The sequence below is a fragment of the Arthrobacter sp. UYCu723 genome (assembly GCF_054059215.1).
The window spans coordinates 4,612,226-4,638,243 of the sequence record NZ_JBSSBW010000001.1 but is presented as its reverse complement, the minus strand read 5'-3'; the positions used below and the strand labels follow the sequence as shown (position 1 = coordinate 4,638,243).

Below are 26,018 nucleotides of genomic sequence, written 5' to 3'. Positions count from 1 at the left end.
CCCATGACTGCTTTTGCCACGCATGAAGCACTGAGCGCCCGCATGAAGCGGACCTTCACCACGGATGAGCAGGCATGGGCAACTACTCTGCTGGAAGACGCTGCAGGGTTCCTCCGCGGCGTCATGCACGCGGCGGTCTACCCGGTCACGACGTCCACGTTCACGGCATGGCCGTCCGGTGGCAGGGTTGACCTGCCGCAGCCGTTCGTGTTCGTTGTTGACGGCGTGACCCGGGGCGGCGTGCCGCTCCCGTTCAAGCGCCGCGAGGATTCGGTCTACGTGGACGGCGACGACGAGTGCGACGTCACGTTCACCTACGGGCTTGCCACGGCGCCGCCGGACCTTGTGGGTCTGAACTGCGCGATCGTTTCGGGTCAGATCATGCTTGTCGAGGCCGAACTTGGCCTGCAGGTAGGCGGGCTGTCGTCCGTGGCTTTGGATGACTTCAAGATTGCGTTTGCTGACGGCGGCGCCGCGACGGGCCTGTCTCTCCCGGATCCGCAGTTGCGGTATCTGCGGGAAACCTACGGCACGTCCGGCTGGGTTGTTGGGACGTCCCTGTGATCGGCGGCGTCCTGGGTATGGGCAGGCGGTTCGCCCGGGCCAAGATGCGCGATACGTGCAGGATCGTCCGCTATGGCGCCCCTGTGTGGGATGAAGCAACATTGTCCAACGTTCCGTCCGAGACGATTGTCTACGAGGGCCCGTGCGGGCTTCTCCTGCCGTACCGGGCGCCTACCGAGTCGAGCACCCCGGGGCAGGTCGAGACGGACCAGATGGCCCGGCTGTCGCTTCCGGTGGTGACTTCGACGGGCATCCGTGACCAGGATGAGGTTCGCTACCTGACCTCAGCGTCGGACCCTGACCTGCCGGGGAAGAAGTTCACCGTGTCCGGGTACGCGCACCAGTCGGATGCGACGGCCCGGCGAGTTCCTGTCCGGGAGCACTCGTGACGCAGATCAACGTCCGCGGGCTCCAAGCCGTCATCAAGCACATCGACGGCGTGGAACCGAAGCTGCGGAACAACCTTCGCAAGGCTGTGGAAATCACGGCCCGGCACATCAAGGACGACGCCAAGAAGAACATTCAAGGCATGTCCACCCCGTCAATCTCGCACATCCCATGGCTCAAGAACGCCGTCCAGTACCAGATGCACGGAAACCGCTACTACGTGTCGGCCACCGTGAACGCAAAGGGCAAGCAGGCCCGAATGATCGGCGTCATTGAGTACGGTTCCCCGACGTCGGCGCCGCACCCGTTCCTTATGCCCGCGGCCCTGTTCAACCGTGCTGACTTCCTCAAGGGCGTCCGCCAAGCAGTAAAGGACTCCCTTCAATGACTGACCCGATCCGCGGCCACGTAGATGCGTTCCTGGCGAAGCTCGAGGCGGATCCGGTGTTCGCCGGCAAGGTGGTGGACACCAACGATCCGAAGTCCGCTGACCCGCGTCAGCCGCCGTACGTCGTGGTCTACTCCGACACTGGCTCGGCCACGTCTGAGCGGGCGACGGGGGAAGTCCCGAACAGGCTGGATTTCCAGTTCACCGTTCACTGCGCGGGGCAGGACGCCAACCAGGCGCGGGCGTGGGCTGGCCGGCTGCTGGACCTCGTGGGTTGGCGCCCCGTCGTGGACGGCTGGAAACCCCAGGGCGTCACGAAGCGGCGCCAACCCTTGCCGCTGCAGTTCGACAAGACGTTCACACCCGAACTTGTGTACTCAGTTGACATTTTCGACCTAGTGACCCGCCGAGCCTGATTGGAGATTGCGATGGCACTCGTGCCTGTGCGCGACAAAGAAACGGGGGAGGAACGCATCGTCTCTGAGGCGTGGCTGACCCGGTGGCCCGATGATTTCGAGCCCTCTGATTCCCCCCAGGAAACCCCAACGCCGGCTACCGGCACCAATAAGAAGGAGAAGGTCTAGTGGCCCTCGAAAACACTCCCGGTTCCGTCGCATCAGACGGCAACCTCACTCTCTGGTTTGTCCCCTACGGCGTGTCCACCAACCCTGCGTCCAAGGCTGTAATTGACGCCGGCACTACGAAGCTCATCACGTATTCGTTGACCCCGGACGGGTTCAACCACACCACGGATGAGGCGACTGTGGAGGATCCGCGACTGACGCTGCGCCAGCAGTTGCAGCAGGCCGGCGTAATCACGGACAGCCTCGAACTGTCCTACGTGTACGGCGCCTCCGATGATGTTGCCAGCGTGGCCCTGACCGAGGGCACGAAGGGCTGGATCGTGGCCCGGTACGTCACCCCGAACTCCACCACCGTCACCGTATCCACGGACAAGGTTGACGTCCTTCCGATCAAGTGCGGCGTGCAGCGCAAGGCCGCACCCGCCCGCAACGCGGTCTTCACGAAGATGCAGAAGCAGTACATCACCGGCCCCGTGCTGCGTGATGTACCCGTCGTCGCGTAGTTGAAATACTCCTGCCGCCCGTCTTTCCACCGGGACGGGCGGCAGGTCAACAATTCTCCGGTGGAACGGTGGAAGGACTTAGCATGTCGAAATTGAAGCAGAAAACAGACCGGGCCACGTTCAAGTACCGGGACGTGACAGTGATGCTGGACGGCGAGAAGGCCGTTGAGCGGGACGCGCTTATCGAGCTCACCCAGGCAGCGGAGCCGCCGGCAGACTCCCGGCTGGGCAAGGATCCTGCTGCGGAGGCGAAGAAGAAGCTTGCCGCACTCGAGGATGAGATGCGGGAGTCGCTGGTGACTATCCGCATCCGGGCCCTTGATACCGACCGCTGGAACGCGATCTGCGCGGCCCAACCACCCCGCGAGGGCGTGGCGCTGGACCGGCCGAAGGGCTACAACGTCGTGGAGGTCACGAAGGCCGCGGTGGAAGCCGGCGGACACATGATCGAAGACGGAAAGACGGAGCCTGTTGACCCGACCGAGTGGCCGGCGTTTTGGGAGAGCCTGTCCGGCGGCGACTTCGACCGCTTCTGGTTCGCCGTCTACGGACTGAACGAGCAGGACGGCTGGCTTGGGGTTGACTTCCTAAAAAAAGGCTGAGGGAGTCCCCGGAACTGCTGAGGGAAGTCCGGCTGGCGCGGGACATGGGCATCGCCCCGCGCCGGCTGTGGGGCTGGGAACCGGCTGAGGTAACCAAGCACCACTACGACAGTGCGGGGCGGCTGGCGGGCTCCACAACGACCCGGGAGCCGGAGTTCGACGTCGAGCAGCGCGAATGGCTGTCTGCCCTGGCGGAACTGGACTCGGACACCGGCCAGTACGGCGAGTGGATTTCCGAAGCGGCATCCGACGATGCGGACCCGAACAGCAAGAAGCGGCGGTTCCACTACGAAGCGGGCGCCGCGGACGCGCCGAACCTCCCGATCATCAACTGGGCGGAACACGCCGTCGAACGGGCACAGAAACGGTACTACGACAAGTACCCGGACGCCGACCGGGCAGGCCACATGTGGATTGTGCGGAAGGTCAAAAACTAAACATTGGAGGCGGCTGTGGCTGACGAAAAGCTTGAAGTCGAAGTACGCGCAAATGTCAACGGTTTCGACCGGGATATGGCTGCAGCATCCAAGTCCGTCAAGGGCTTGGGGGATGCCTCCGATAAGGCGGCGAAGTCTGCTGACTCCCACGCGAAGAAGATGGAGGACCTGAAACGGGCCTCTACCGAAGTGGGCAAGACGATGATGATTGTCGGCGCCGCGATCGGCGCCGGCGTTGCCTTGGCCGTGGTGGAGTTTGCCAAGTACGACAAGGCTCTGGCTGGGTTCCGGGCAGTGTCCGGCGCTACCAAGGCCGAAACGGACTCCCTGACCAAGACGGCTATGAAACTCGGGGAGCAGTTCGGGTTCACGTCTGTCGAGGTAGTGAATGCGGCGACGGCACTGTCCAAGGCTGGCATCTCGACGGCTGACGTTTTGGGCGGCGCCCTGCAAGGTTCGCTGAACCTGGCGGCTACAGACACGATCGAGGTTGCTGACGCGGCCGAAGTCGCTGCTATCGCCATGACTCAGTTCAAGCTGGCCGGCAAGGATGTCCCGCATATCGCTGACTTGCTTGCAGCGGGCGCCGCTAAGGCTGTGGGCGACGTGAAAGACCTAGCCTGGGGACTCCGACAGTCGGGCCTTGTGGCCTCACAGTTCGGCCTCACAATCGAGGACACTGTTGGCACTCTGGCGGCGTTCGCGTCCGCTGGTCTGATCGGCTCCGATGCTGGCACGTCATTCAAGCAGATGCTTCTTTCGCTCGCGTCCCCGTCAGGTGTTGCAGCTAAGAAGATGGCCGAACTGGGCATCTCAGCTTACGACACGCACGGCAAATTCATCGGCGTCACGAAGCTCGCCGGCGAACTGCAACGCACTATGGGCGGGCTCTCCCAGGAGTCCCGCAACGCTGCCCTCTCAATCATCTTCGGCCAGGACGCTATCCGGTCCGCCGCAGTTCTGTACAAGCTCGGCGCTGACGGCGTCAGCGAGTGGATCAAGAAGACCAACGAGGCAGGCTTTGCCTCGAAGATCGCCGCGGAGAAGCTGAACAACCTCAATGGTGACTGGAAGAAACTGACCGTCTCGGTTCAGAACGCTTTGATCGACATGGGTTCGGACGCGAACGGATTCCTCCGGCCACTAATCCAGTCCGTGACGGGCGCGGTACAGGCATTCCGGGACCTGCCGGAGCCAGTGAAGGGCGGCGTCCTCGCTATGGCAGGGCTGGCCGCTGGCGCCCTCCTGCTGGGCGGCGCGGTCATGACCACCGTGACGAAGCTCGCGGATTTCAAGGACTCCTGGGACAAGATCACCGCGGCGTCCGGCAAGCACAAGGGCGCACTGACCACGATCACCGCCGCCGTTGGTGTGCTGACCGCAGCCTACGCCGGCGCCGTTATCGCCGCGAAGATGCTTGACGGCGCGCTGGACCACGACAAGAAAGCCAACTCGTCCGACATCACCAACAGGCTTGCCGGCGGATCCTTGGACAAACCTAAACTCAGCACGGCGCTGGATGAGTCATTCAGGGGAGTGTTCACGAACAGGAACCCGAATCTGCAAAACGGGCTGTCCGACGTCAACGACTTTTCCGGTGCGCTGAGACGCATTTACAAGCCGACCGATGGCGAGAACCTGACCGACTTCTCCGGCGACTTCCTGCAGCAGGACGGCGCCGGCGGGAAGAAGTCACGCGCGGCGTTCGCGGAACTGGACAAGTCCCTCACGAACCTTGCCTCATCTGGTTCAACAGCGGACGCCACTGCTGCGTTCGCTGAGATGAAGCGCAAGGCCGAGGATTTGAAGGTTCCGGTAGGCGACCTCATCAAGCTCGTCCCGAACTACAAAGATGCGATGCTTGGCCTCGCCACGCAAAACGGCCTGACAAACCTCAGTGAGGACGAGAAGGCGAAGATCCTCGCCGGCACTTCCGACAAGATGAAGCAGGCCGCGGCGGCAACGGCATGGCACGCAACAACTCAGAAGGAAGCCACAGCGCAGACCGAGAAGTTCAACAAGGCACTCGATGACATCGGCCTGTCAGCGTCCGGGGCAATCATCGGCCTGTCGAAGTTCACGGACTGGCTGTCCTCTGCCGGGCTCATCACACTGTCGGCCCGGGACGCAACGGACAAGTTCCACGAAGCACTGGACGGCGTTGGCGACAAAGCGGACAAGATCGCGGCCGGCCAGCAGAAATTCGGCCGGATCCTGAACGACAACGCGACGGACTTCGACTCATTCACGAAGTCCGGCCGAGACGCAAACGCCGTCTACGCCGATGTTGCACAGAAGGGCCTCGCGGCCGCTAGCGCAATGGCGAAGAACGGCGATGCCCAGCCTGCCATTCAGAAGCAGCTCGAAGACACGTACGACGCAATGGTCAATACGGCCAAGGGCTTCGGCATGGGCAAGGACGAAGCAGAGGCTTTGACCCGCGGAATCCTCCACATCCCCCCGGGCGTCGATGTGAAGTCGTGGATGGAAGACCAGGCGCGCATTGAGGCTGAGAAGACGAAGGCCGCTATTGACGCGATCAACAAGAACGTCCAGGTGTCGATCGACATTCACAAGACGACCTTCGAGAAGCTGGTTGGTTTGCCGTCCACTATCGCGGACGGGACCTACGGGCAGGGCCTTGGCGTGTACGCGCCGGGCCAGGCGCCCGGCAAGGCAGGCGGCGGCGGGATCGGCGGCGCCGGGCCCAAGGGCGTTGACAAAGACCTCTACAAGCTGGCCCGCGGCGAGCATGTCTGGACCGCCGACGAAGTGGACAAGGCCGGCGGGCAGGAAGCGATGTACGCGATGCGCTCCGCGGTGCGCTCCGGCCGCGCGTACAGCGTGAACGGCGCAGCAGCGCAGGCAGCGCCGACCGCGGCGCCGGTCACGTTCGCCCCGGTCTTCCACGTCGCATCACAGGACACCGGAGCCGTCGTGCAGGAAGTCAAGGGTTGGCTCCGGTTTGAGGCACAGAAAGCAGGGCTGAGAATTGGCGGCTAAACGCATCACCTTGGACGGGAAGGTATTAGACAACCCGGACCAGTACGGCGACTGGGGGGTTGCCACCATCGAGGGCTGGTGGCACACCCCGGACGGCAAGGGGCAGAACGAGGAACGGCCGCAACAGGATGGCGACTTCGACCTGCCCGTCTATTACGGGGCCCGGTACATCACCCTCTCGGGGAGCTTCACCGCTGACAGTGAGGCACAGATGTTCCAGGGGATGATCCGGTTCGCCGGGCTCCTACGGTCCCCAGGGCGGCTTGTCGTGACCGGGTATGGGCCGGACATGTGGGCGGACGTGAAACGCTCGTCCGGGTCAGCAATGGTCATCGACCCAGTGACGGACAGGCATTGCAAGTGGCAGGCCAAGATCAAGTCCTCTGACTCGCGCAAGTTCGGTACGACGGCGACGTTCACGATGCCCGCCGGGGCGACGGTCTCCGTGTTTCATCGCGGCAACTACCCGGCGACTCCGCGGATCACCGTCACGGGTTCCATGCCGGGCTACACGCTGACGGTGAACGGCGCGAGCTACGCGGTGTCCGTGCCGCTGGTGTCGGGCACTCCGCACGTCATCGACTACAACGATGGCCGGTTGCGCGTGAACGGGTTGGTGGTGCAGAACTCAATCGGCAACACCAACCTCTCCACCATCCCGCCGGGCCTGTCCGTGGCGGCTGGCCTGTTCGCCACGTCCGGCGGTACCGGCACGGCCACCATGGCACTTCCCGACACCTACATCTAAGGAGCATCCGTGGCGTTTTGGCGTGTTTTCTCGGTCAGTACGCTGGATTGGCGGACGAAGGTCAGGGTTACCCCATCGGCCTTCCCGTGGGGCCGGGCGATGAACGGCGGTAAGGGCGGTTCGGCGACGTTCAAGCTCGGCGACCCTGCCGTGGCGGAGACAGCGAACACGACGACGCTTGCGCCGTGGTCGCGGATGCTGGTCGCGGAATACAGCGGCCAGATCGTGTACGCCGGGTTCATCACGGGCACCGAATACGACCGGGACGCCCAGACGTACACAGTGACCCACGAAGACCTGTGGGCGGTGCTGGCCCGCCGGCTGATGGCCGACACGGTCAGCGACGGCTTGCAGACCCGGGCGCTGGTCTACACGGGCGTAACTCCGGTGCAGATCGCGAAGAACGCGGTCTATCAGAGCAACGACGACGCGGTCAGGTTCGCCCTGCCCATCGCGCTACCCGCCGACGAGACCGGAACCGTAGCCCGGACGTACTACGGCTACCACCTGCCCACTGTGGCGTCTGTCCTGAGCGACATCATGGACGACGAGGGCGGCCCGGACATCGACTTCTTCCCGCGCTGGTACGGCGATGATCAGGTGGAGTGGCTGATGCGCGTCGGGGCGAACACGGACGGTCAGTGGGAATGGGACGTGACCGCCCCCAAGTCGCAGGCCTCGGGTTTGAAGGAGCGCCGCGACGGGTCGCAGATGGCAAACCGGATCGCCGCCATCGGTGAGGGCTCCGAGAAGAAGATGCTCGTCAGCGTCGCCGACGGGTCCGCCGGCTCGACGTTCCTGCCGCTGGATGCTTCGCCGTCGTACAAGGACGAAACGGAGCAGGGCAAGCTCGCCGCCCGCGCCCGCGCCGACCTCGCGGCCCGCTCCAAGCCCACGACGCAGGTCAGCATGGATGTCCAGATGGACGCCGACTTTGCCGTCTACATGCTCCGGCTCGGCGGCACGGTGCGGTGGAAAACGCAGGGTGACCCGTACTTCCCGGACGGCTGGAAATCCTCCCGGCTCATCGAGTTCTCCGGCGACCTGACGAACAAAATACATCTCGAATTCCAGGAGGCATAGTGGCACAGGTCGACAATTTGAACCAGGGCCAGCTCGGCGCACTGATCAGGCGGATTGAGAAGCTGGAACGCGGAACCCCGGTCAATAACGCAGCGATCGGACGCTCCGGTTTGCTCGTGTACGGCGGCGGCGTGATCACCATCGAAAATGGCGGGCTCTACGTCACCGGAACAGCAGAAATCATTGGCCGGCTTATCGCGTCCGGGATTATCGACTTCACCGGCGACGTGACAATCTCAGGGCCCCTGGACGTGACCGGCCTCATGACCCTCGCGGGTGACCTTGTGGTTGCCTCGGGCGGCAAGATCACCGCCGGCACTATCGAGCTCAACCCTGACGGCTCCGCGAAGTTCGGATCCATGACGATCAGCCCGGCAGGGAAGATCACCAGCGGATCCGCAGAGATCAACCCCGACGGCTCGGTGAAGTTCGGCACGTTCCTGATTGATACGGCCGGGAAAGTCACCCTCGCTAACGACATGGAGGTCACGGCCGGCGGGAAGATCATCGCCGGCGAGACAACCATCTGGCCTAGCGGATTCATGGACATCGGCCCGCTGACGATCACCCCGGACAACGGCTTCGGATTGGCGGGGATCACCAACGGCGCCGCGCAGCTGTTTCTCACGCCGAATAGCGGCACCTACTTATTCCAGTTCACCGGCGGCGCCTACTTCTCCGGCACGGTTTCCGCCATGGGCCTGAAACTGTCGTACGCCGACTTGCCGACCACGACCGCCCCGGCGAACCTCCACGTCGACGCCCAGGGCGTCGTGAAGCGCTCCACCGCCTAGACCGGCACAACCCCACCTATCCGAGCCCTTCCCAGGAGGACCCCATGCCCGTCATTTCCGGCACCCTGCGCGACTTCGGTCTCGCAGCTTTCCCCGGGCAGCAGCCCGAAATCGTCTTCCGGGCGAACCAGCCTGCGGTGACCTCAGGCGGGGCCATCCTCGCGACGAAGGAAATCAAGGTCACCCCGAACAGCGCCGGGGATTGGTCGGTGACGCTGTCCGCGACGGACACCCTCGCGACCGGTGGGATCTGGTACACCATCGAAATCACTTGGCAGGACCCGGCGAACAACTACACGCAGGTCGACTTCCCCGACTGGCGGTTGTTCGTCCCCGGGAAGGGCGGCGACCTCGCGGACCTGCTCGAGAAGCCCGCGAACCCGTCCCTTGTGTGGGTCAGTCTCACCGCGCCGTCGCCGACGCCCGGCATGAAGTGGCTCGAAGCGAGCCCGGACGGTGCTGCCGGCACCGGCAACCTTTACGAATGGAGCAACTAAATGCCGTGGACCCTTATCGCTAACCTTCGAGGCACCCGCGGCGTGCAGGGCCTCCGTGGTCTGCGCGGCATCCAGGGCCTCCCCGGTGCGGCCACCCTCCCCGCTGACTCCGCGGTCGCGGGCTACATCGACACGCTGGGCACGAGCGCGACGAAGACGGCGCTGCAAAAGGCGTTCGTGCACAAGCCGGACCTGATCGAACGGTTGCAGTCGCCCACGTATATCGCGCACCGCGGCGGATACTACCTCTACCCCGAAGAGGGTTTGGAGGGGATGCGCGCCGCTGCGGCGTCCCAGTTCCTCCCCGAAGTGGACGTCAAGGCACTGGCTGACGGCACGCTCGTCTGCCTGCACGACGACACGGTGGACCGGACCATGACGGGGCAGACCGGGGCGCCGTCCGCACTGACCCGCGAGCAGTGGCTCGCCATGCAGATCCGGCCCGCCGTCAAGGGTGGCAGGTCCGGGCAGTGCTTCCTTTTTGACGACTGGCTGGACGAGTTTGGCGGAAAAGTTGTCCTTGTCCCCGAAATCAAGGACAACACCACTGCCGTGATCAACGCCGTCATTGCGGCGATCAAGGACCGCGGCCTCGAACGGTCCGTGATTGTGCAGTCCTTCAACTTTGAGACGTGCCGGACCCTCGCCACCGCCGGGCTACAGGCCCTCTTCCTGTTCGGCAGTTCCACCGGGTACACCCCGGCGGAAATCAAGGCCGCGGGCATCAACTACGTTGGCCCCGGCAGTGGCGTCTCCACGGGGACCGTCGCGGCCATGCAGACCGCCGAACTGATCGTGTGGGTTTACACGATCAACACCCCCAGCGCGTGGGAAGAGCAGCGCGCCAAGGGTGTGGACGGGGTCTTCTCCAATGACCCGTGGTTCGTCGCCGGGCGGCAGGAGATCCGCAGCAGCGACCCGTTCGGCGAAGGCTTCGGCTGGCCCGGGATCCGCGCACGGTACGAAATCGGCGGGACCATTTACACCACCGCCGCCGCCCTCGCCGGGAACGCATTGCAGTTCCTCCCGGTCGGCAGCGGCACGTCGAACGAGATCCAAGTCGTGCACCAGGGCTGGGCGGGCATGCTGGCGCTCCCGGTCGAAGTCAGCATGAGCATTGAGTTCGGGGCGGATACCAGCGAATCCGGCCACGGCTTCGGCCTCGTGCTGTATAGCAACCTCTCTGATCCTGACGGGGATTTCCTAGATGGCGCCAAGGCGGGGCAGAACGGGTTCACGGCCATCGTGCGGCGCAACGGGCTGGCTGAGGCGTGGTCTTACACGGACGGCGCCGCGTCGGTGAAGTTCTTCACCCAGGCGCTCGCCACGCAGTTCCCCGCCGTTGACCTTGCCCCGGACTTCAAACCGGGCCGCGTCGATGTCACGTTCCGTTTCACCGGATCGGCACTGACGGTCGAAGTCCCGACGTTCAACTTCGCGGCGACGGCCACGCACGGCCTCACCATCGCCGCCCCGCTGCGCTTCGCCCTCCGCGGCGTCAACTCCAGCTCCGGCCGGATCAGCAACGTCCGCGTCCGGGCGCTCTAAATGACTCCGGCCACCACTACTCAGCAGAGGAGCACCCCTAATGGCGCTGCCCACTAACGTCTCGACCGGCACGGTCACAGGGCAATTTATCGTCGCCGCAGCAGACGGCGCCGATACCGACTTCGCCCAGGACACTTACCCCGTCCAGGGCACTGTCACGTTCACCGCGTCCGTGCCGTACCTGCCGGACCCTACCGCTACCGAGCCGGTAACGATCCTCCCGGAACCGATCGTGTGCGTCCTCGACGACGCGGGCTACGTGTGCTCACCGGACCCGGACGACCCGAAGCTTCCGGGCCGGCGCGGTGTGGAGCTCATCGCCACGGACGACCCCGACGTGTCCGTGACCGGCTGGACATGGCAGGTCACCTACGCTTTCAGCCCGCGGGGCAAGAACGCACTGCCACAGATACCCGCTCATTCCATCCTCATCCCGTCCAGTGGCACTGTGGACCTCGCATCAGCGGTCAACGTCCCGTCCTCGACCGGCGTCGGCGTGGATCAGGTCATGGTCGTCCGGTCCGAAGCGATCCAGGCAGCAGCTGACGCTGGCGCTTCCGCTACGTCATCGGCGCAGTCGGCAACGACAGCCTCGGGCTTTGCGTCGGCGGCCGCAGGTTCGGCATCGTCCGCCGCAGGCGCCGTCGCTGCCGGACTCGCGGGCAAGGCCGACACCGTCCACACGCACGCGGCGGCGGACACCACCAGCGGGACGTTCGCCGCTGCCAGACTCCCCGCTGCAACGACGTCCGCCGCAGGGTCAATGTCGGCAGCGGACAAGGCCAAGCTGGACGCGGCCACTGCCAGTAGCTCCGGCGTCAACCAGGTCGTCACGCGCAACGGCTCCGGTACGTCCGCGTTTGCCTACGTCATTCTTGACAATGATCCGACCACGAGCACTCACGGCGCCCGCAAAGGTTACGTGGACGCGGCAACGGCAGCCAATAAGACGGCCCTAGCCGATGCCTCCGACCCGCTCGCGTACCTGAACAGCATTAGCGTGATTTGCTCATGGGATACGCGCCCGGCAGGGTCCGAAGCAACATTCTCCCAGGGCGTGAGCATCAACGACGCGGCCCAGGAAATTTACGTCGCCAACCAGGGCGGAACTCTGCTCCGCATCGACGTGCGGAACATGGACGGCACGCTCAAGTCCACCAAATCCGTGACCACGGCCAACGGCGCATACACCGAAGGGATGCCGTGGTTCTACAACGGCTCCGGGCAACTCTGCTTCTTCATTCGTACTGGCGTTGCTGCGACCGAATCAACGTACAACATCTACAACTACACCCTCGGCACACTCGGCCCGCAGATCGCCATCAAGGGTCTATGGAAAGCCGACGTCCAGGGAGACTCCCTGATCACGACCGACGCCCGCAACGAGACAATCAAAACGATCTTCGTGTACGACTGGCCATCAGTCCAGGCCGGTACGCCCGTCCTGAAAAGCACCATCTACGTGGAAACGTCCAACGAGACAGCGGCGAAGAACCAGGGCCTTGTTATCAACGGCGGCTACATCTTCATATTGCAGGGCGCGGGCGGAACCTCCCCGACGATCACGGTCTACAACCTCGCCGGGCGCGTCGTCACGATCCAGCAGTACGGCAAGGCTGAGTTCGGTGCCGCGTTGAACTCGGCCAAGCCCGGTTTGATTACCGACCTTGTGAACTACACCTATGAAAACGAGGCGGGGTGCACCTACCGGGGCAAGCTCGTGAGCATGGATGTCGTCAACAGCACGACAGACATTGTGACCTCAAAGACCGTCCTGACCCTGCACAACGTGGCAAACGGCGTGCGAATCAAAGCCGGCACCGTCCCCACCGCCTATGTCCACGACACGGGCTGGGTAGACCTCGCTCTCCTTGGAACGGCAGTGACCTACGGCGGTGACACCATCCCGCGCATCCGGCGCATCGGCAATCAGATTTACATGCAAGGTGCCATCAAGGGCCTGACCGCCGCCGACGTGGATGTCGCCACGATCCCAGCAGAGTTCTTGCCCCAGTACAACCTACAGTTTGTTCAGATTTTCGGGTCTACGGGGCAGTGTGCAACATGGCAGATCACGGCGGCTGGTGCCGCCCCTGACGGCAAGCTCAAGATCATGGGCGTCACGTCGGGCACCATAGCCGCTACTAGCTGGACACCTCTGGCTCAGAACTGGCTCAAGGCCTAAAAACTCCACCCGCCCAACCCATCCCGCCCCTGACCGGGGCTTTTTTTATGCCCCAGCAAGGAGCCCCGCACCTTACTTCTCACCCGGCTTAGGAGTGCCACGTATGGAACAAACAAACCCGGCCCGCAATGACTGAGGCCGTCACCCTGAACGCCGCCGCGGCGACCGGGCAGTGGCAGGCCCGGCAGATGACCAGTACGACGGCGGCCGGATAACCAGTAACCAAAGCAACGTGCGGCCCCCGGTATTGCACTGGGGGCCACACCGCCGATCCCACCCTTTAGGAGAACCCGTGACTTACCCTCCCGGCGTGCAGCTCGCCACGCTGACGTTCAGCAACCCCAGTACGTTCCTCGGCGCCGCGGCGCTCCGCACGGAAATGACGGTGCAGTCCACGGCCTCCGTGGTGTGGACTGCGACCGGCCAGCCCATTGACGACTTCGCCGAAACGGTCGCCCCCGGTGAGGGGATGCCGGGGTCGTTGACGGCACCCTTCGTGGATCAGGCAGGGTTCACGGACCAGTCCGGGAGCGCCTTCACTAACTGGTCGTATGTCCTGACCAGGCGGACGTTCTTCGGGGCGTCGATGAAGACCGTACGGAAGGCGTGGGCACCCGTCTTGGGGCAGGCCACGATTGACTTCGACAACCTGCCCGGCGGGGAGGTCGGGCTCCCTGTGTCCGCGCCCCCTGTCCCGGTTACGTCGGTGGCCGGGGAGACCGGCGCGGTTGCCGCCCAGGCGCTCGCGGACAGGCTCGCGCCGCTGCTGCCCGCCTCGGTCACGCCGGCGTATGTCACCGCGGCGGTGGCACCCAAGCTGGACGCCAGCCAGAAGGGCGCTGCGTCCGGTGTGGCGCCGCTCGGCGAGGACTCCAGGGTGCCCGACGCGGCCCTGCCGGGGCGGCTCTCGGATGCGACACTGGCTGCCACTTATGGCCCGGCAGCACAGGTCGTTTCTGAGCCGCTGGTTACCGCCTTCGGCAATAGCCTGGGCTACGGCAAGGTACTGGCGCTGGGCACCAGCATTGCAAACTCCGTTGGGGCAACGTCTACCGCGACCGGCTACCCGGCACGCATGGCATCCCACCTGAACACGCTTCTGGGTGCAATCGCCGTTATAGCCGCAGGCGCGGACGGGAACAATACTGGGCAGATGTTGGGTAGGCTGTATGCGCTGCTGCAAACTCACAAGCCCACGTACGTCACGATCGAAGTGTCAGTCAATGACACCCGCAAGGACGTGCTGACAAGCGACACCAGCACGGAGAACTACCTCCGCAGGATGATCGCCCTGACCCGCATGGCGGGGGCGACGCCGATACTCATCACTGCAGCGCAGTTCGATGCAACCTGGATCGCATCGACGGGCAACACCGCCTACGACCTGACAAGCACGCCCAAGCTACTCCAAAAGAACGCCATCGCAAGGAGCCTCGCGACAGAACTGGGCGTGCAACTGGTGGACATGTTCACCATCCTCCGCGACAAGGTGGATATCTGGTTTGACGGCCTGCACCCGAATGACGCCGGACATAACCTCTGGGGGCAGGCCATAGCCCAGAAGATCGCCCAGCTCGCCGTCGTCAACCAGCAGGTGTCCATCATCACCGACACGTTCGACCGGGCGGACAGCACCACGGCCATTGGCGGCGCATCAGACGGCGGAACATGGACGGCCACCGGCACTTGGGGCATCATGGGAAACTGCGCCTATTCCCCGGCAAACACCAACGGGGCCACGCTGGTCCGGGATGCGGGCCAGGCGGATCATGTCATCTCGGCAGTTGTTTCCGCACAGTCAGGGTCCGCCAGCAAGGCCAACGTTGGCCTGATCGCACGGTACACCGATGAAAGCAACTACTACCTGCTGGACCTGAATATCACCGCCACCGGCCACGCCCGGATTTACAAGCGGCAGGCCGGAGTGTTCACCGTCCTGTCCGCTACCGTAGCCCCCATATGGAACATCGGGAACGACGTCGAGTTCATGGTGGACGGCACCCACCTGTCCGCCTACATCAACGGCGTAGAAATCGTCGGCGCGACCGACACCACGCACACCACCGGCAACAAAGCGGGACTGTGGAACTCATCAGGCGGCGGCGGCGGATCGTCCACATGGGCATCCGTCAAGGTGACGAAGTAAGCCTAGGCTGCGTATTCGGCGTAGGCGTCATTCCAGCAATCGGCACATGCCGTCTCGCTATGGGTGCACGCCTGTGCCGCGGCGTCCTCAACTGATGCGTAATGCTTTTCCACGGAAAGCCCCGCAAAGAAGTTGATCGAACGCCAGAAGTCCCCCAGGAGAAGTGTTTGAGCCCGATTCTACCGGGCAGATAAATCCGGCCATGCACCACCTGTAAACGTGTGGCCCCCGGTATTGCGCACCGGGGGCCACACCGCATTGACACTACGCCAGGAAGACGGCAAGCGCAGCCATGACACGCAGCCTAGCCCCGTATGGGGTAACACACCAAAGGATCCCCACATGGACGAATATAGCCCCCGCACAGAAGAATCCGTCCCCGTCGTACTCGCCCGCATGGAAGGCAAACTCGACCGGGTGCAAGACAGGGTGACCGAACTCATCCCCCGCGTCAGCAAAATCGAGGAACGGCTGAAAGCGCAGGAGGACTTGACGCTCACCCTGTCCAAAGATGCACAAGCGGAAGAGGCCAAGAAAATTGCTTTGGCGCTCGCACTGAAAGAAGCGGACGCGGAACGCCGCAACCAGTCGGAGCAGTCATGGACCCCGGCCCAACGGTTCATGGCCGTCCTCGCCTGCGTCATCGGCGCCGTGTCGCTTGTCATTTACTGGTACTCGACCAACCGCTAGGGGCAGCACATGAACATCGATGAATCACGAACAGCCAAGGGCTTTACGCCTGCGGCATCCGTTCGGCAGGTCTTCGGCCAAGAGCGTGTCATCAAATCCATCACGATCCACTGGTGGGGCGCCTTGGGCCAGACGCATGACGGGGTGAACAGCTTCTTCGTGAACGGCCCCGGCACGACCTCGGCGCACTTCGTGGCGTCGGATGGCCGCGTGACCTGCCTCGTAAACCCGGCCGATGCTGCATGGCACTCCGGGAACGCGGAGGGCAACGCAACTTCCATCGGGATTGAATGCCGGCCCGAAGCCACGGACGGCGACTACAACACCGTCGCAGAGCTCGTCGCCTACCTCCGCAGCGAGTACGGCGCAGACCTCCCCCTCATCCCGCACCGTGACTGGCACAACACCGCCTGCCCCGGCGTGTGGGACCTCGACCGCATTGACTCACTCGCCCGCGGCGGCATCAACCCGCAAGGCACCATCACACAGGAGGACACCGTGACCGAAGAACAAATGAACACGCTCGTTGCCGAGATCCGGGCCAGCAGGACCGTGAACCAGCAGATCGAGGACGTGACCCGCGCCCACGTCGAAAGACTGATCAAGGGCCTGAACGGGAACCTCGTCATCAACACCGGGCAGGCGGAGGACATTGTCGCCGCGACGGCCGCACGCGTTGGGGCACTGAGCCCCGCCGCGATTGCTGACCTCATCCCCAAAGACATCGCGCAGGCAGTCGTTGACCTGCTCGCCAAGAAACTGAAGTAGGAGAGAACCATGTCTGACCACGCAGCACCCGGCACCAGCACACAGACGGCACACCCGTGGCGGGCTACCGTCCGAACGGCGTTCGCCTTCCTCGTCGGCCTCGCCGCGGCGTGGGCCCTCATCATTCAGGCGGCAGGGCTCGACGCCGGCCCGGCGTGGGTGGCGACGTCCCTGACCGTCGCGGCCGGCATCACCCGCGTCATGGCACTCCCCGCAGTCGATGACCTGATCCGACGATTCGCACCCTGGCTTGCGCCTTCCGAGGGGCCAGAAAAGGGCCGGTAATTCATCAAAGCTCAGAGTACGTGAGCGTATCGTGCAGTATGGCACGGCGACCACCAGATGGAACCCCCGGAAACAAAGGGGCCGGGGGAGTGCCATAGCGTACTCTAGGGTATTGTCAAGACATGCCGATTGTAGAAAGCCTCGTGGGCGAATGGCTGCCCCTGCCCGATGTTGCCCAGCTTCTGAATGTTTCCATTACGAAGGTCCATGCGCTGCTCGATGAACGCGCACTGGCGGCACTAAGGGTCGGTGACCGGCGTATCCGTTCGGTGCCGGCGGCTTTCATCCAGGACGGCCACGCCGTGGAGAGCCTGAAGGGCACCATAGTGGTCCTCGCAGACGCTGGCTACTCGGACGAGGAACTCATCACCTGGCTCTTTACGCCCGACGAATCCCTGCGCGGACGGCCGATCGACGCCCTCCGCGAAGGACGTAAGACGGAGATCCGCCGCCGGGCACAGTCCCTGGCCTGGTAGCACGTGCCACTCCCGTAGAGTCCGTCCACGGACTCCCGGGGATGGCCGGCCTGACCGGCGGCAGGCCTCTCAGGCTTTTAGGCTGATCAGGCCGTTCGGCTCACAGTGGCTTCGGCGAGCTTCCGGAGCGCCGTCTTGGGCAGCTCCTCGAGCGGCAACAGGTCCAGGGCCGCGAAGGCCGCGCGACCGAACTCCTCAATCAGCACTTCGGTGGCCTGCAGCGCACCGCAGTCCACGATGATGCGTCGGATCGCGTCCACGTCCGCCTCGCTCAGCCCGGGGTTGCCCAGCTTGGCATCGATGAACGCTGATTCGGCAGGGGTGGCCTGGTCCAGGGTGAAAGCCACCAGGACGGTGCGTTTGCCTTCGCGCAGATCGTCTCCGGCGGGCTTACCCGTACTGACCGGATCGCCGAAGACCCCCAGCACGTCGTCCCGGAGCTGGAAGGCCTCGCCGAGCGGGAGGGCGAAGGCCGAGTAGCCGCGGAGCAGCTCATCGGGCGCACCCGCCAGGGCACCGCCGAGGGCCAACGGGTGCTCGGTGGAGTATTTGGCCGACTTGAACCGGATGATGGACTGGGCACGGCCGACGGCGCCGGCGCGGTCCCGCCGCGGTCCGGCGACCTCCTCGAGAATGTCGAGGTACTGGCCGGCCATGACCTCGGCGCGCATCAGGTTGAAGATGAGCCGGGCCTGGCTTCCGGAAGCGGCCCGGTCCCCGATTTCGGTGAAGGACTCCTCGCTGAAGGACAGGCACAGGTCGCCGGTCAGGATGGCCGCAGCGTGCCCGAACCGTTCGCGGTCCAGGGCCCAGCCCTGCGTCTCATGCAGATCGCTGAAACGGCGGTGCACGCTGGGTCCGCCGCGGCGGGTGTCCGAGCGGTCAATGATGTCGTCGTGGATAAGGGCGGCGGCCTGGAACAGTTCCAGGGCGGACCCGGCCGTGACCACTTCGCCGGCCCCGGCCTCACCGCCTGCACCGCGCCAGCCCCAGTAACACATGAGCGCCCGAAGTCTCTTACCGCCGGTGACGAGGTTGGAGATGGAGCCCATCAGCGGATCGATGTCCTGGGATATTGAGGACATGACGGCCTGGCGGGTGGTCAGGAAATCGGTGAGCTTGCCGGCGACGGCGGCTACGTAGGCAGTCTGCTCGAGGCGCAGCTGTTCCGCGAGGGTCACTTGACGGACTCGGCGGCGACGTTCGCGCCGATGGTGAAGGTCGAGACGCCCGCGGTCTCGATCACCGAGGTGTTGACCGTTTCATTGTCACCGCGCAGGAAGTCCTTGGACGGGACCGAGCCCACGGCCTCGCCCGGAACGGCCGTGAAGCCTTGGGCCTCCAGCTGCGTGGTGTAGAAGGCCAGGACCGTGGCGGCCGGCGAGGTGATGCTGCCGACCAGTGCCACCGTGGCCGGCGCCGTGGTCTTGTCGAAACTGCTCGAGACCACCTTTGCCCCGGGCATCAGGGGCAGCAGTTGCTGCGGGAAACCGGAAACCACGGCCCCTACCGTGGCCGAGGTGCCGGGCTCCGCGGAGGGGCTGGGGGGCGCGGTGGTGGTGGGCGGGGCGGTCGATGCCACCGCCGGCCCCGCCTGCGCCGCCGAGGAAGCCGAGGAAGCGGTCCCGGGGGCGGCGGGCGTGCAGGCGGCCAGGGCCATGATGGCGCCTGCCGCAATAACGGCAACCGCAGCACGTTTGCGCTCTCCAAAAACCTTCACAGACACTTTCCTCCTGGTGTTGACGCCGGATTCAGCCTCCAGTTTAGTCAGTCCCGGGGCATAGGATTGAAGTTGTGGGGCCGGACAGGGAGAAACAGCAGCTTGAAGCGACGCTTCGCGAACTCCGGCGCAGCAGCATCATGCACGTGGACATGGACGCGTTCTTCGTCTCCGTGGAGCTGCGCAGCCGGCCCCAGCTGTTGGGAAAACCCGTCATCGTCGGCTACCCCGCGGACCGGTCCGTGGTGCTCTCCGCCTCGTACGAAGCCCGCGCCTTCGGCGTGCGCTCGGCGATGCCGATGGTGGTCGCGGCCCGCATGTGCCCCTCGGCCGTCATCATCGAGCCCCGGCACAAGCTGTACTACGAAGTGTCCGGCCAGATCATGGCAATCTTCGGCTCCATCACCGATCTGGTGGAACCGCTGAGCGTGGATGAGGCCTTCCTCGACGTCGGCGGGGCGATCCGCCGGCTGGGTACGCCCCGCGAGATCGGCGAACTCATCCGGGCCCGGGTCCATCGGGAACTGGGAATCACAGCATCCGTCGGGATCGCGGCCAGCAAGTTCGTGGCGAAAATCGCCTCCACCCGGTGCAAGCCGGACGGACTGCTGCTGATCGGACCGGAGGAGACGGTGCCCTACCTTCACAGTCTTCCTGTCAGCGCACTCTGGGGCGTCGGCGCCAAGACGGTCGAGGTGCTCGCCCGAATGGGCATCCGGACCGTGGCGGACGTCGCCGCCTCTCCGCTGCCTTCCCTGCGCAAGGTGCTCGGCGCCTCCGGCGAACACGTCTACAACCTGTCATGGGGGATCGATCCCCGTCCGGTAACACCGGTCCGGCTGGAAAAAAGCATCGGGGCGGAAGAGACCTTCGCGGTGGACACGGCCGACGAGGCGCTGTTGCACCGCGAACTGCTGCGGCTCTCACACCGCACGGCGGAGAGGCTCCGCAGCGCCGGCATGCATGCCCGGACCGTGGCGCTCAAGCTGCGGTACGCCGATTTCTCCACCATCACGCGCAGCCGGACCGTCAGCACCCCGATCGACAGCGCCCAGCTGCTCTACGCCGTGGCCGTCCAGCTCCTGGAATCCGTCGGGGACCGGCCCATGACGGTGCGGCTCGTCGGCATCCGGGCGGAGCAGCTTGAGGAAGCCGCCCAGGCGCCGCTGCAGCTGAGCCTGGACCGCAGGGATGACAACTGGCGTGCAGCCGAACAGGTACTCGACGCGGTGACGCGGAAATTCGGGACAAAATCGGTGCTGCCGGCCCGGCTTCTCGATCCCGGCAGCGGCTCCGGCTGACATCTGCGGCCGGGTCGGCCGTCTTGAACGCGCCAAGCTTGTGCAGCGTCTTTCAGAACGGGCCGCAACAAACTATCCTTAGATGTACGTAGGTTTAGAACGACTGGAACGAGCGTTCGGGCTGATGCGTGACCAGTTGAACACCCAAAGGGACCGTGGAAAACCACCGGTGGGAACCCCGATTCGCGCAACGATGGCGGACGGGAACCACTCCGGAATCCCGGTCGTTATGGGATTAGGGACACTGGCCATGTCAAGTCTGGACGTTGGCCGACTTAAGGAGGTCGTGATGCCGCTCTCGGAGCACGAACAGAAGTTGCTTGAGCAACTTGAGAAGCAGCTGCATGAGGACGATCCCAAGTTCGCCAGCTCGATGGACTCGGACCATGGACGTTCATGGTCTACCCGCCATCTGGTGATTGGGGTCTTGGCCACCCTGGCAGGCATAATGCTCCTGCTGTTCGGCGTTACCGTCCAAAACATCTTGGTCGGGGTCTTGGGTTTTGTCGTGATGGGAGCCGGCGTCTATTTCGCGACAATGCGCAGCTCCACCTCCGGCAAGGCAAAAGCCGCCGGGTCGTCCCGGAAGTCCGGAAAGCCCAGGAAATCGTTCATGAGCAACCTCGAGGAACGTTGGGACGAACGGCACCGCGGGGATTCCTGAGCGAACTCGGGAGCATCCTCCATTTCCCGCCACCCGGCTAGCCCGGAGGCACGCAAAGACCCGCTTCGGCGGGTCTTTTGCCGTTATCGGGGGCTTTTGGCGGCAACCGCAGGCGATTCGCCGGCTCGCGCGGACGCGGGTACGCCCGGCCGTGTCCGTCGTCGTGATTGTAGGGGGGCCCGCCCGCGCCGGATGCCGGAATCCCTCCACTACGCACCACCGGGCCCTGTTCGCTGCCGTTGCACGGAACTTCGGGACCCACATGCCCACGGAAATGCGCAATTGTCTTCGGCGTGTCGTTGACTGTGGAGGGATGTGGAGTAATGTGGAGGACGTAAGAGGGTAGTGGCAGCAAGGGGACGTTGGGCTTCCTACGAACAGACAGGCGGTGGGCCGTGTTTCTCGGCACACATTCGCCGCGTCTGGACGAAAAGGGCCGGATCATCCTTCCCGCCAAGTTCCGCGAGGAACTTGCCGGCGGGCTGGTTCTCACAAGGGGCCAGGAACGTTGCATCTATGTCTTCAGTGAGGCTGAATTCGGCCGGGTGCACGAGCAGATGCGGGAGGCTCCAATCTCCAGTAAGCAGGCGCGTGACTACATCCGGGTGTTCCTCTCTGGAGCCTCTGACGAGGTACCTGACAAGCAGGGGCGCGTGACGATTCCGCCGGCGCTCCGGGAGTACGCAGGACTCGGCAGGGAACTGGCCGTCATCGGCGCCGGTACCCGGGCGGAGATCTGGGACGCCCAAGCCTGGAATGAGTACCTGGCCGAAAAGGAAACAGCCTTCTCGGAGACCGACGACGCCATACCGGGGATTTTCTGAGCCCCACGGATCCACCAGCACTACGTTTCTTGACCAAGATCTCCAGCCGCCCATCCAGTTGTTCTCCTGGCTCACTTCCCCGGAGCCAGGCGGACGCCGGGTAGGCGCGGATGGGGATCTGGATCAAGAAGCGGGAAGCGCAGCCGCGCAGGCAGCACAGCAAGCACGCCCGGACAAGGAAAGGACGCAGGCATGACTGACCCTCACCAGAAGCCCACGTCCGAACGCCATGTACCGGTCCTCAAGGACCGGTGCATCAATTTGTTGGCACCGGCATTCGAGGCGGCCCGCGGCCGCGGCGAGTCCCCGGTGGTCATCGACGCCACCCTTGGCATGGGCGGGCACTCCGAGGCCATGCTCCAGCGCTTCCCGGATCTCCACCTGATCGGCATCGACCGCGACGAGGAAGCCCTGGCCCTGGCGGGGGAGCGGCTCAAGCCCTTCGCCAGCCGGATCGACCTCGTGCACGCCGTTTACGACGAAATCCCGGAGGTCCTGGCGGACCTTGGCTTCAGCCAGGTCCACGGCGTCCTGATGGACCTGGGTGTCTCCTCGCTCCAGCTGGACGAGCGGGAACGCGGTTTCGCCTACTCCTTCGATGCCCCACTGGACATGCGGATGGACACGAGCCGCGGCCAGACCGCCGCCGACGTCGTCAACAACTACAGCGAAGAGGACCTCGTCCGGATCATCCGGAAGTGGGGCGAAGAGAAGTTCGCCGGCCGCATCGCCAACAGGATCGTCACCGCCCGCGCCGGGAAGCCCTTCAGCACCACCGGTGAGCTCGTCGAACAGATCCGCGGGGTTGTCCCGGCGGGCGCTGCGAAATCCGGCGGGCACCCCGCCAAGCGCACTTTCCAGGCGCTCCGGATCGAGGTCAATGAGGAACTCGACGTGCTGGAGCGCGCGATCCCCGCGGCGGTCAGCGCAATCGCCGTCGGTGGCCGCGTCGTCGTCATGTCCTACCACTCGCTGGAGGACAAGATCGTCAAGGGCTTCTTCCAGGCCGGCTCCAAATCTTCTGCCCCGCTCGGTTTCCCGGTGGAGCTTGAGGAACACAAGGCTGAACTGAAGACCCTGACGAAGGGCACCGAGGTGCCTACCGCAGCCGAAATTGCCGAGAACCCGCGCGCAGCCTCCGCCAGGCTCCGCGCCGTGGAACGCATCAAAGCCAGGAGAGCCGTATGAGCACCGCTGCCGTCAACCGATTCCCCGTTGCCACTGGCGCCACCGCCCGCGCCCTTCCCGGGCTGAACCCCGGTCCGGCCCGCAAGTCCCGCACCCCGCTCTCGCTGGTTCGCTCGGCCCCGCGCAAGCGCCGGGCCCCGTTCGTCGTGCTCTGCTTCGGCATCCTTGCCGTAGCCCTGATGGCGGTGCTGGTCCTGAACATCTCCGTATCCACCTCGCAGTACCAGCTGGTCCAGCTCAGGAGCGATCAGCTGACCTTGACGAAGCAGAACCAGGACCTGACGCAGCAGGTGCAGCACTTCGACGCCCCCCAGAACCTGGCGGCAAAAGCCACCGAGCTGGGCATGGTGGCCTCCACCGGCAAGGGCCAGATCGACCTGTCCACCCTCCGCGTCACCGGCAAGGCCAAGGCCGCGGTGAAGGGCGACGCCCCAGGTGCCGTCATCGCCGCGCCGGCTGTCGCGGGGCAGCTTAATGTCGTCCCGCCCGCCATCGGCAAGGAGCCGCTGGTGAACCGCAAACCGGCAGCCGACGTGCCGGCACAGCCCGCCGCGGAGGCAACACCGGCACGGGCTACTGCCGCTGCGCCCGCCGCAGAAGCCACACCGCGCACGGCAGCCGCACCAGACCTACCGGCTGCGCCGGCTGTGGAACTCCATGGCGGGTCCGTTCCGGCCCCGGCCCAGAAAGTTCCCGCCCAAAAGGTCCCCGGACAGTAACCCAGGCCGGATCACCAGCCAGGCAAGCAGCAAGGAATCATCGTGGCGCAGAACACCGGCAAGGCACGCAAGGCAAAAGTGCCAAGCGCCACGCGGCGGCTGCGGCTCGGCCTCGGCCTCATGCTCACGCTCTTGCTCGTCGTCGGCGGCAAGCTCTTCCTGGTCCAGGGACTCGACGTCGGCGGCATGGCCGAGGCGGCCCTCAAAAACCGCCTCACGCCGATCGAACTCCCTGCCGAACGCGGCAGCATCCTGGACTCCGGCGGCACCGTTCTGGCCAGCAGCGTGATCCGCTACAACATCGTGGTGGACCAGACCGTCAACACCAAGACCCAGACGTTCCCAAGGCTCGACGAGGGCAAGGACGAGATTGTCAAGGTAACCCGGGACCAGGGCATCTCCGAGCTCGCCGCGGCGCTTGGCATGGACCGGGACGACGTGAAGGACGCCCTCACGGGCGACAAGCGGTACTACATCGTGGCCAAGGACCTGTTGCCCGACGTCGAAGACCGGATCTCCAAGCTGCATGTCCCCGGCGTCGAGAGCGAAGGCACCAGCAAGCGGGTCTATCCCAACGGGGCAGTCGCCGGCGGAATCGTGGGTTTCCTGAAGGATGGCACCACCGGCCAGGCCGGGCTCGAACAGACCCAGGACGAGATCCTCAAGGGCACCCCGGGCAAACGGCTCTTCGAAATCGGCGCCGACGGGCTGCGCATCCCGGTAGGCGTCGACCAGTTGACCCCGGCCGTGAACGGCAAGGACATCAAGCTCACGCTCAACTCTGATCTCCAGTACTTCGCCCAGCAGGCGATCCAGAGCCAGCAGGACAAGTTCAGCGCCGAGTGGGGCGTCATCATCGTCTCGGACGCCAAGACAGGCAACATCATCGCGATGGCGGACACCAATACCTCGGATCCCAACGACCCCGGAAACTCCGCGCCGGAGGACCGCGGTGTCCGGGCAGTTACCGCCGCCTATGAGCCCGGGTCGGTGGAGAAAATGATCACCGCCGCCGCGCTCATCGAGGAAGGCAAGTCCAGTCCGCTGGACACGTTCACCATCCCGCCGACCTACACCGTGGACGGGCAGACCTTCAGCGATGCGTTCGAACACGGCACAGAGGAACGGACCCTGGCCGGCATCCTGGGCTGGTCGATGAACACCGGCACGGTCATGGCAGGCCAGCGGCTGAGCAAGGACCAGCGCCACGACTGGCTGCAGAAGTTCGGCATCGGCGAGGCACCCGACATCGGGCTTCCCGCCGAAGCCAAGGGCATCCTGACGCCGGCTGAACAATGGGACGGACGCCAGGAGTACACAGTCCTCTTCGGCCAGGGGGTGTCGCAGTCGACCCTCCAGACGGTGCGGGCCTTCCAGTCCGTCGCCAACGACGGCGTCATGCTCCAGCCGCGCCTGATCGACAGCTACATCAGCCCCGACGGCACCGAGGAAAAGGTCCCGGCCCAGCCCCCGCGGCAGGTCGTCTCCAAGGACACCGCCAAGCAGGTCCGCGACATCCTCGAAAGCGCCGTCACGGAAGGCCAGATCAAGGAAGCCGGCATCGACGGCTACCGGGTCGGCGCCAAGACGGGAACGTCACAGTCGCCGTGCGACGACGGCAAATCAGGGTTCTGCGGCTTGACCGCCTCCATGGTGGGGATGGCGCCGATGGACGATCCGCGGTTTATTGTTGAAGTGGTCCTGCAACGGCCCAAGGGCGATATTCACGGCATCTCGAACGGACCGGTGTTCCGCTCGGTGATGAGCCAGACGCTGCGCACCTTCAACGTCCAGCCGTCCACCGGCGAACCCGTCCGGCTGCCGCAGTACGCCAAGTAGCGCCCGCACCATTCAGCACCCAGTACGAATACGAAGCCTGCGGGCCGGAGCATCTTTCCGTGCGCAGCGCCAGAT

28 protein-coding genes are annotated in these 26,018 nt (G+C 64.7%); 26 read left to right on the top strand and 2 right to left on the bottom strand.

Features of this window, described 5'->3' with window-relative positions; translation table 11 throughout:
• Positions 1–3 precede the first annotated feature (3 nt).
• The 20 genes from ACVWZ8_RS21630 (at position 4) to ACVWZ8_RS21535 (ending at position 17,688) form a co-directional block, all read left to right on the top strand.
• The gene (locus tag ACVWZ8_RS21630; RefSeq protein WP_456505789.1) at positions 4–564 is read left to right on the top strand and encodes a hypothetical protein; all 561 of its coding nucleotides are present in this window, start codon (positions 4–6) and stop codon (positions 562–564) included.
• Positions 561–953, top strand: coding sequence for a DUF6093 family protein (locus ACVWZ8_RS21625; protein ID WP_456505788.1), 393 nt, complete (start codon positions 561–563; stop codon positions 951–953). The genes ACVWZ8_RS21630 and ACVWZ8_RS21625 overlap by 4 nt, the downstream gene beginning before the upstream one ends.
• On the top strand, positions 950–1,339 hold the full coding sequence (locus ACVWZ8_RS21620; protein WP_456505787.1) for a hypothetical protein: 390 nt from the start codon (positions 950–952) through the stop codon (positions 1,337–1,339). The genes ACVWZ8_RS21625 and ACVWZ8_RS21620 overlap by 4 nt, the downstream gene beginning before the upstream one ends.
• A complete protein-coding gene (locus tag ACVWZ8_RS21615) occupies positions 1,336–1,755 on the top strand; it encodes a hypothetical protein (RefSeq protein WP_456505786.1) in 420 nt (139 codons plus the stop codon). Before ACVWZ8_RS21620 ends, ACVWZ8_RS21615 begins: the two co-directional genes overlap by 4 nt.
• A 12-nt stretch (positions 1,756–1,767) precedes the next feature.
• On the top strand, positions 1,768–1,923 hold the full coding sequence (locus ACVWZ8_RS21610) for a hypothetical protein (protein ID WP_456505785.1): 156 nt from the start codon (positions 1,768–1,770) through the stop codon (positions 1,921–1,923).
• A complete protein-coding gene (locus tag ACVWZ8_RS21605) occupies positions 1,923–2,426 on the top strand; it encodes a phage tail tube protein (protein ID WP_456505784.1) in 504 nt (167 codons plus the stop codon). Before ACVWZ8_RS21610 ends, ACVWZ8_RS21605 begins: the two co-directional genes overlap by 1 nt.
• Before the next feature lie 83 nt (positions 2,427–2,509).
• Positions 2,510–3,028, top strand: coding sequence for a hypothetical protein (locus ACVWZ8_RS21600; RefSeq protein WP_456505783.1), 519 nt, complete (start codon positions 2,510–2,512; stop codon positions 3,026–3,028).
• Positions 3,029–3,072: 44 nt separating this feature from the next.
• On the top strand, positions 3,073–3,465 hold the full coding sequence (locus ACVWZ8_RS21595; protein WP_456505782.1) for a hypothetical protein: 393 nt from the start codon (positions 3,073–3,075) through the stop codon (positions 3,463–3,465).
• 15 nt (positions 3,466–3,480) lie between these two features.
• On the top strand, positions 3,481–6,468 hold the full coding sequence (locus ACVWZ8_RS21590) for a phage tail tape measure protein (protein WP_456505781.1): 2,988 nt from the start codon (positions 3,481–3,483) through the stop codon (positions 6,466–6,468).
• Complete coding sequence (locus tag ACVWZ8_RS21585; protein ID WP_456505780.1) at positions 6,458–7,216, top strand: hypothetical protein; 759 nt, start codon at positions 6,458–6,460, stop codon at positions 7,214–7,216. Before ACVWZ8_RS21590 ends, ACVWZ8_RS21585 begins: the two co-directional genes overlap by 11 nt.
• A 99-nt stretch (positions 7,217–7,315) precedes the next feature.
• Positions 7,316–8,299 (top strand): hypothetical protein, encoded by a 984-nt coding sequence (locus ACVWZ8_RS21580; protein ID WP_456505779.1) that lies wholly within the window; start codon positions 7,316–7,318, stop codon positions 8,297–8,299.
• Entirely contained in the window at positions 8,299–9,093 is a 795-nt protein-coding gene (locus tag ACVWZ8_RS21575) for a hypothetical protein (protein WP_456505778.1), read from the top strand. The genes ACVWZ8_RS21580 and ACVWZ8_RS21575 overlap by 1 nt, the downstream gene beginning before the upstream one ends.
• Positions 9,094–9,137: 44 nt before the next feature.
• Positions 9,138–9,590 (top strand): hypothetical protein, encoded by a 453-nt coding sequence (locus ACVWZ8_RS21570; RefSeq protein WP_456505777.1) that lies wholly within the window; start codon positions 9,138–9,140, stop codon positions 9,588–9,590.
• Positions 9,591–11,138: a glycerophosphodiester phosphodiesterase gene (locus ACVWZ8_RS21565; RefSeq protein ID WP_456505776.1), complete on the top strand. Its 1,548-nt coding sequence runs from the start codon at positions 9,591–9,593 to the stop codon at positions 11,136–11,138. It begins immediately after the preceding gene.
• A gap of 40 nt (positions 11,139–11,178) precedes the next feature.
• Positions 11,179–13,323, top strand: a complete 2,145-nt coding sequence (locus tag ACVWZ8_RS21560) for a hypothetical protein (RefSeq protein ID WP_456505775.1) — start codon at positions 11,179–11,181, stop codon at positions 13,321–13,323.
• 292 nt (positions 13,324–13,615) lie between these two features.
• On the top strand, positions 13,616–15,469 hold the full coding sequence (locus ACVWZ8_RS21555) for an SGNH/GDSL hydrolase family protein (RefSeq protein ID WP_456505774.1): 1,854 nt from the start codon (positions 13,616–13,618) through the stop codon (positions 15,467–15,469).
• A gap of 342 nt (positions 15,470–15,811) precedes the next feature.
• Positions 15,812–16,159, top strand: coding sequence for a hypothetical protein (locus ACVWZ8_RS21550; RefSeq protein WP_456505773.1), 348 nt, complete (start codon positions 15,812–15,814; stop codon positions 16,157–16,159).
• Positions 16,160–16,168: 9 nt separating this feature from the next.
• The gene (locus tag ACVWZ8_RS21545) at positions 16,169–16,927 is read left to right on the top strand and encodes a peptidoglycan recognition protein family protein (protein WP_456505772.1); all 759 of its coding nucleotides are present in this window, start codon (positions 16,169–16,171) and stop codon (positions 16,925–16,927) included.
• 9 nt (positions 16,928–16,936) lie between these two features.
• The gene (locus ACVWZ8_RS21540; protein ID WP_456505771.1) at positions 16,937–17,212 is read left to right on the top strand and encodes a hypothetical protein; all 276 of its coding nucleotides are present in this window, start codon (positions 16,937–16,939) and stop codon (positions 17,210–17,212) included.
• Positions 17,213–17,334: 122 nt separating this feature from the next.
• Positions 17,335–17,688, top strand: a complete 354-nt coding sequence (locus ACVWZ8_RS21535; protein ID WP_456505770.1) for an Rv2175c family DNA-binding protein — start codon at positions 17,335–17,337, stop codon at positions 17,686–17,688.
• A gap of 86 nt (positions 17,689–17,774) precedes the next feature.
• Here the strand turns inward: ACVWZ8_RS21535 and ACVWZ8_RS21530 are convergent, their stop codons facing one another.
• Together ACVWZ8_RS21530 and ACVWZ8_RS21525 are read right to left on the bottom strand one after the other, a co-directional pair.
• Positions 17,775–18,869, bottom strand: coding sequence for a polyprenyl synthetase family protein (locus tag ACVWZ8_RS21530; protein ID WP_456505769.1), 1,095 nt, complete (start codon positions 18,867–18,869; stop codon positions 17,775–17,777).
• Positions 18,866–19,408 carry a hypothetical protein gene (locus ACVWZ8_RS21525; RefSeq protein WP_456505768.1) on the bottom strand — a complete coding sequence of 181 codons (543 nt, stop codon included), beginning with the start codon at positions 19,406–19,408 and terminating at the stop codon, positions 18,866–18,868. The genes ACVWZ8_RS21530 and ACVWZ8_RS21525 overlap by 4 nt, the downstream gene beginning before the upstream one ends.
• Positions 19,409–19,548: 140 nt before the next feature.
• Between ACVWZ8_RS21525 and dinB the strand changes: the two genes are divergently transcribed.
• The 6 genes from dinB (at position 19,549) to ACVWZ8_RS21495 (ending at position 25,943) form a co-directional block, all read left to right on the top strand.
• A complete protein-coding gene (gene dinB, locus ACVWZ8_RS21520) occupies positions 19,549–20,709 on the top strand; it encodes a DNA polymerase IV (protein ID WP_426979866.1) in 1,161 nt (386 codons plus the stop codon).
• A gap of 289 nt (positions 20,710–20,998) precedes the next feature.
• A complete protein-coding gene (locus tag ACVWZ8_RS21515) occupies positions 20,999–21,373 on the top strand; it encodes a DUF3040 domain-containing protein (RefSeq protein ID WP_456505767.1) in 375 nt (124 codons plus the stop codon).
• Positions 21,374–21,768: 395 nt separating this feature from the next.
• The gene (gene mraZ, locus ACVWZ8_RS21510; protein WP_354243998.1) at positions 21,769–22,197 is read left to right on the top strand and encodes a division/cell wall cluster transcriptional repressor MraZ; all 429 of its coding nucleotides are present in this window, start codon (positions 21,769–21,771) and stop codon (positions 22,195–22,197) included.
• Positions 22,198–22,389: 192 nt separating this feature from the next.
• The gene (gene rsmH, locus ACVWZ8_RS21505) at positions 22,390–23,385 is read left to right on the top strand and encodes a 16S rRNA (cytosine(1402)-N(4))-methyltransferase RsmH (RefSeq protein WP_426977017.1); all 996 of its coding nucleotides are present in this window, start codon (positions 22,390–22,392) and stop codon (positions 23,383–23,385) included.
• Positions 23,382–24,104, top strand: coding sequence for a hypothetical protein (locus ACVWZ8_RS21500; RefSeq protein WP_426977018.1), 723 nt, complete (start codon positions 23,382–23,384; stop codon positions 24,102–24,104). The genes rsmH and ACVWZ8_RS21500 overlap by 4 nt, the downstream gene beginning before the upstream one ends.
• A gap of 42 nt (positions 24,105–24,146) precedes the next feature.
• Positions 24,147–25,943 (top strand): peptidoglycan D,D-transpeptidase FtsI family protein, encoded by a 1,797-nt coding sequence (locus ACVWZ8_RS21495; protein WP_456505766.1) that lies wholly within the window; start codon positions 24,147–24,149, stop codon positions 25,941–25,943.
• The last annotated feature ends 75 nt before the right edge of the window (positions 25,944–26,018 follow it).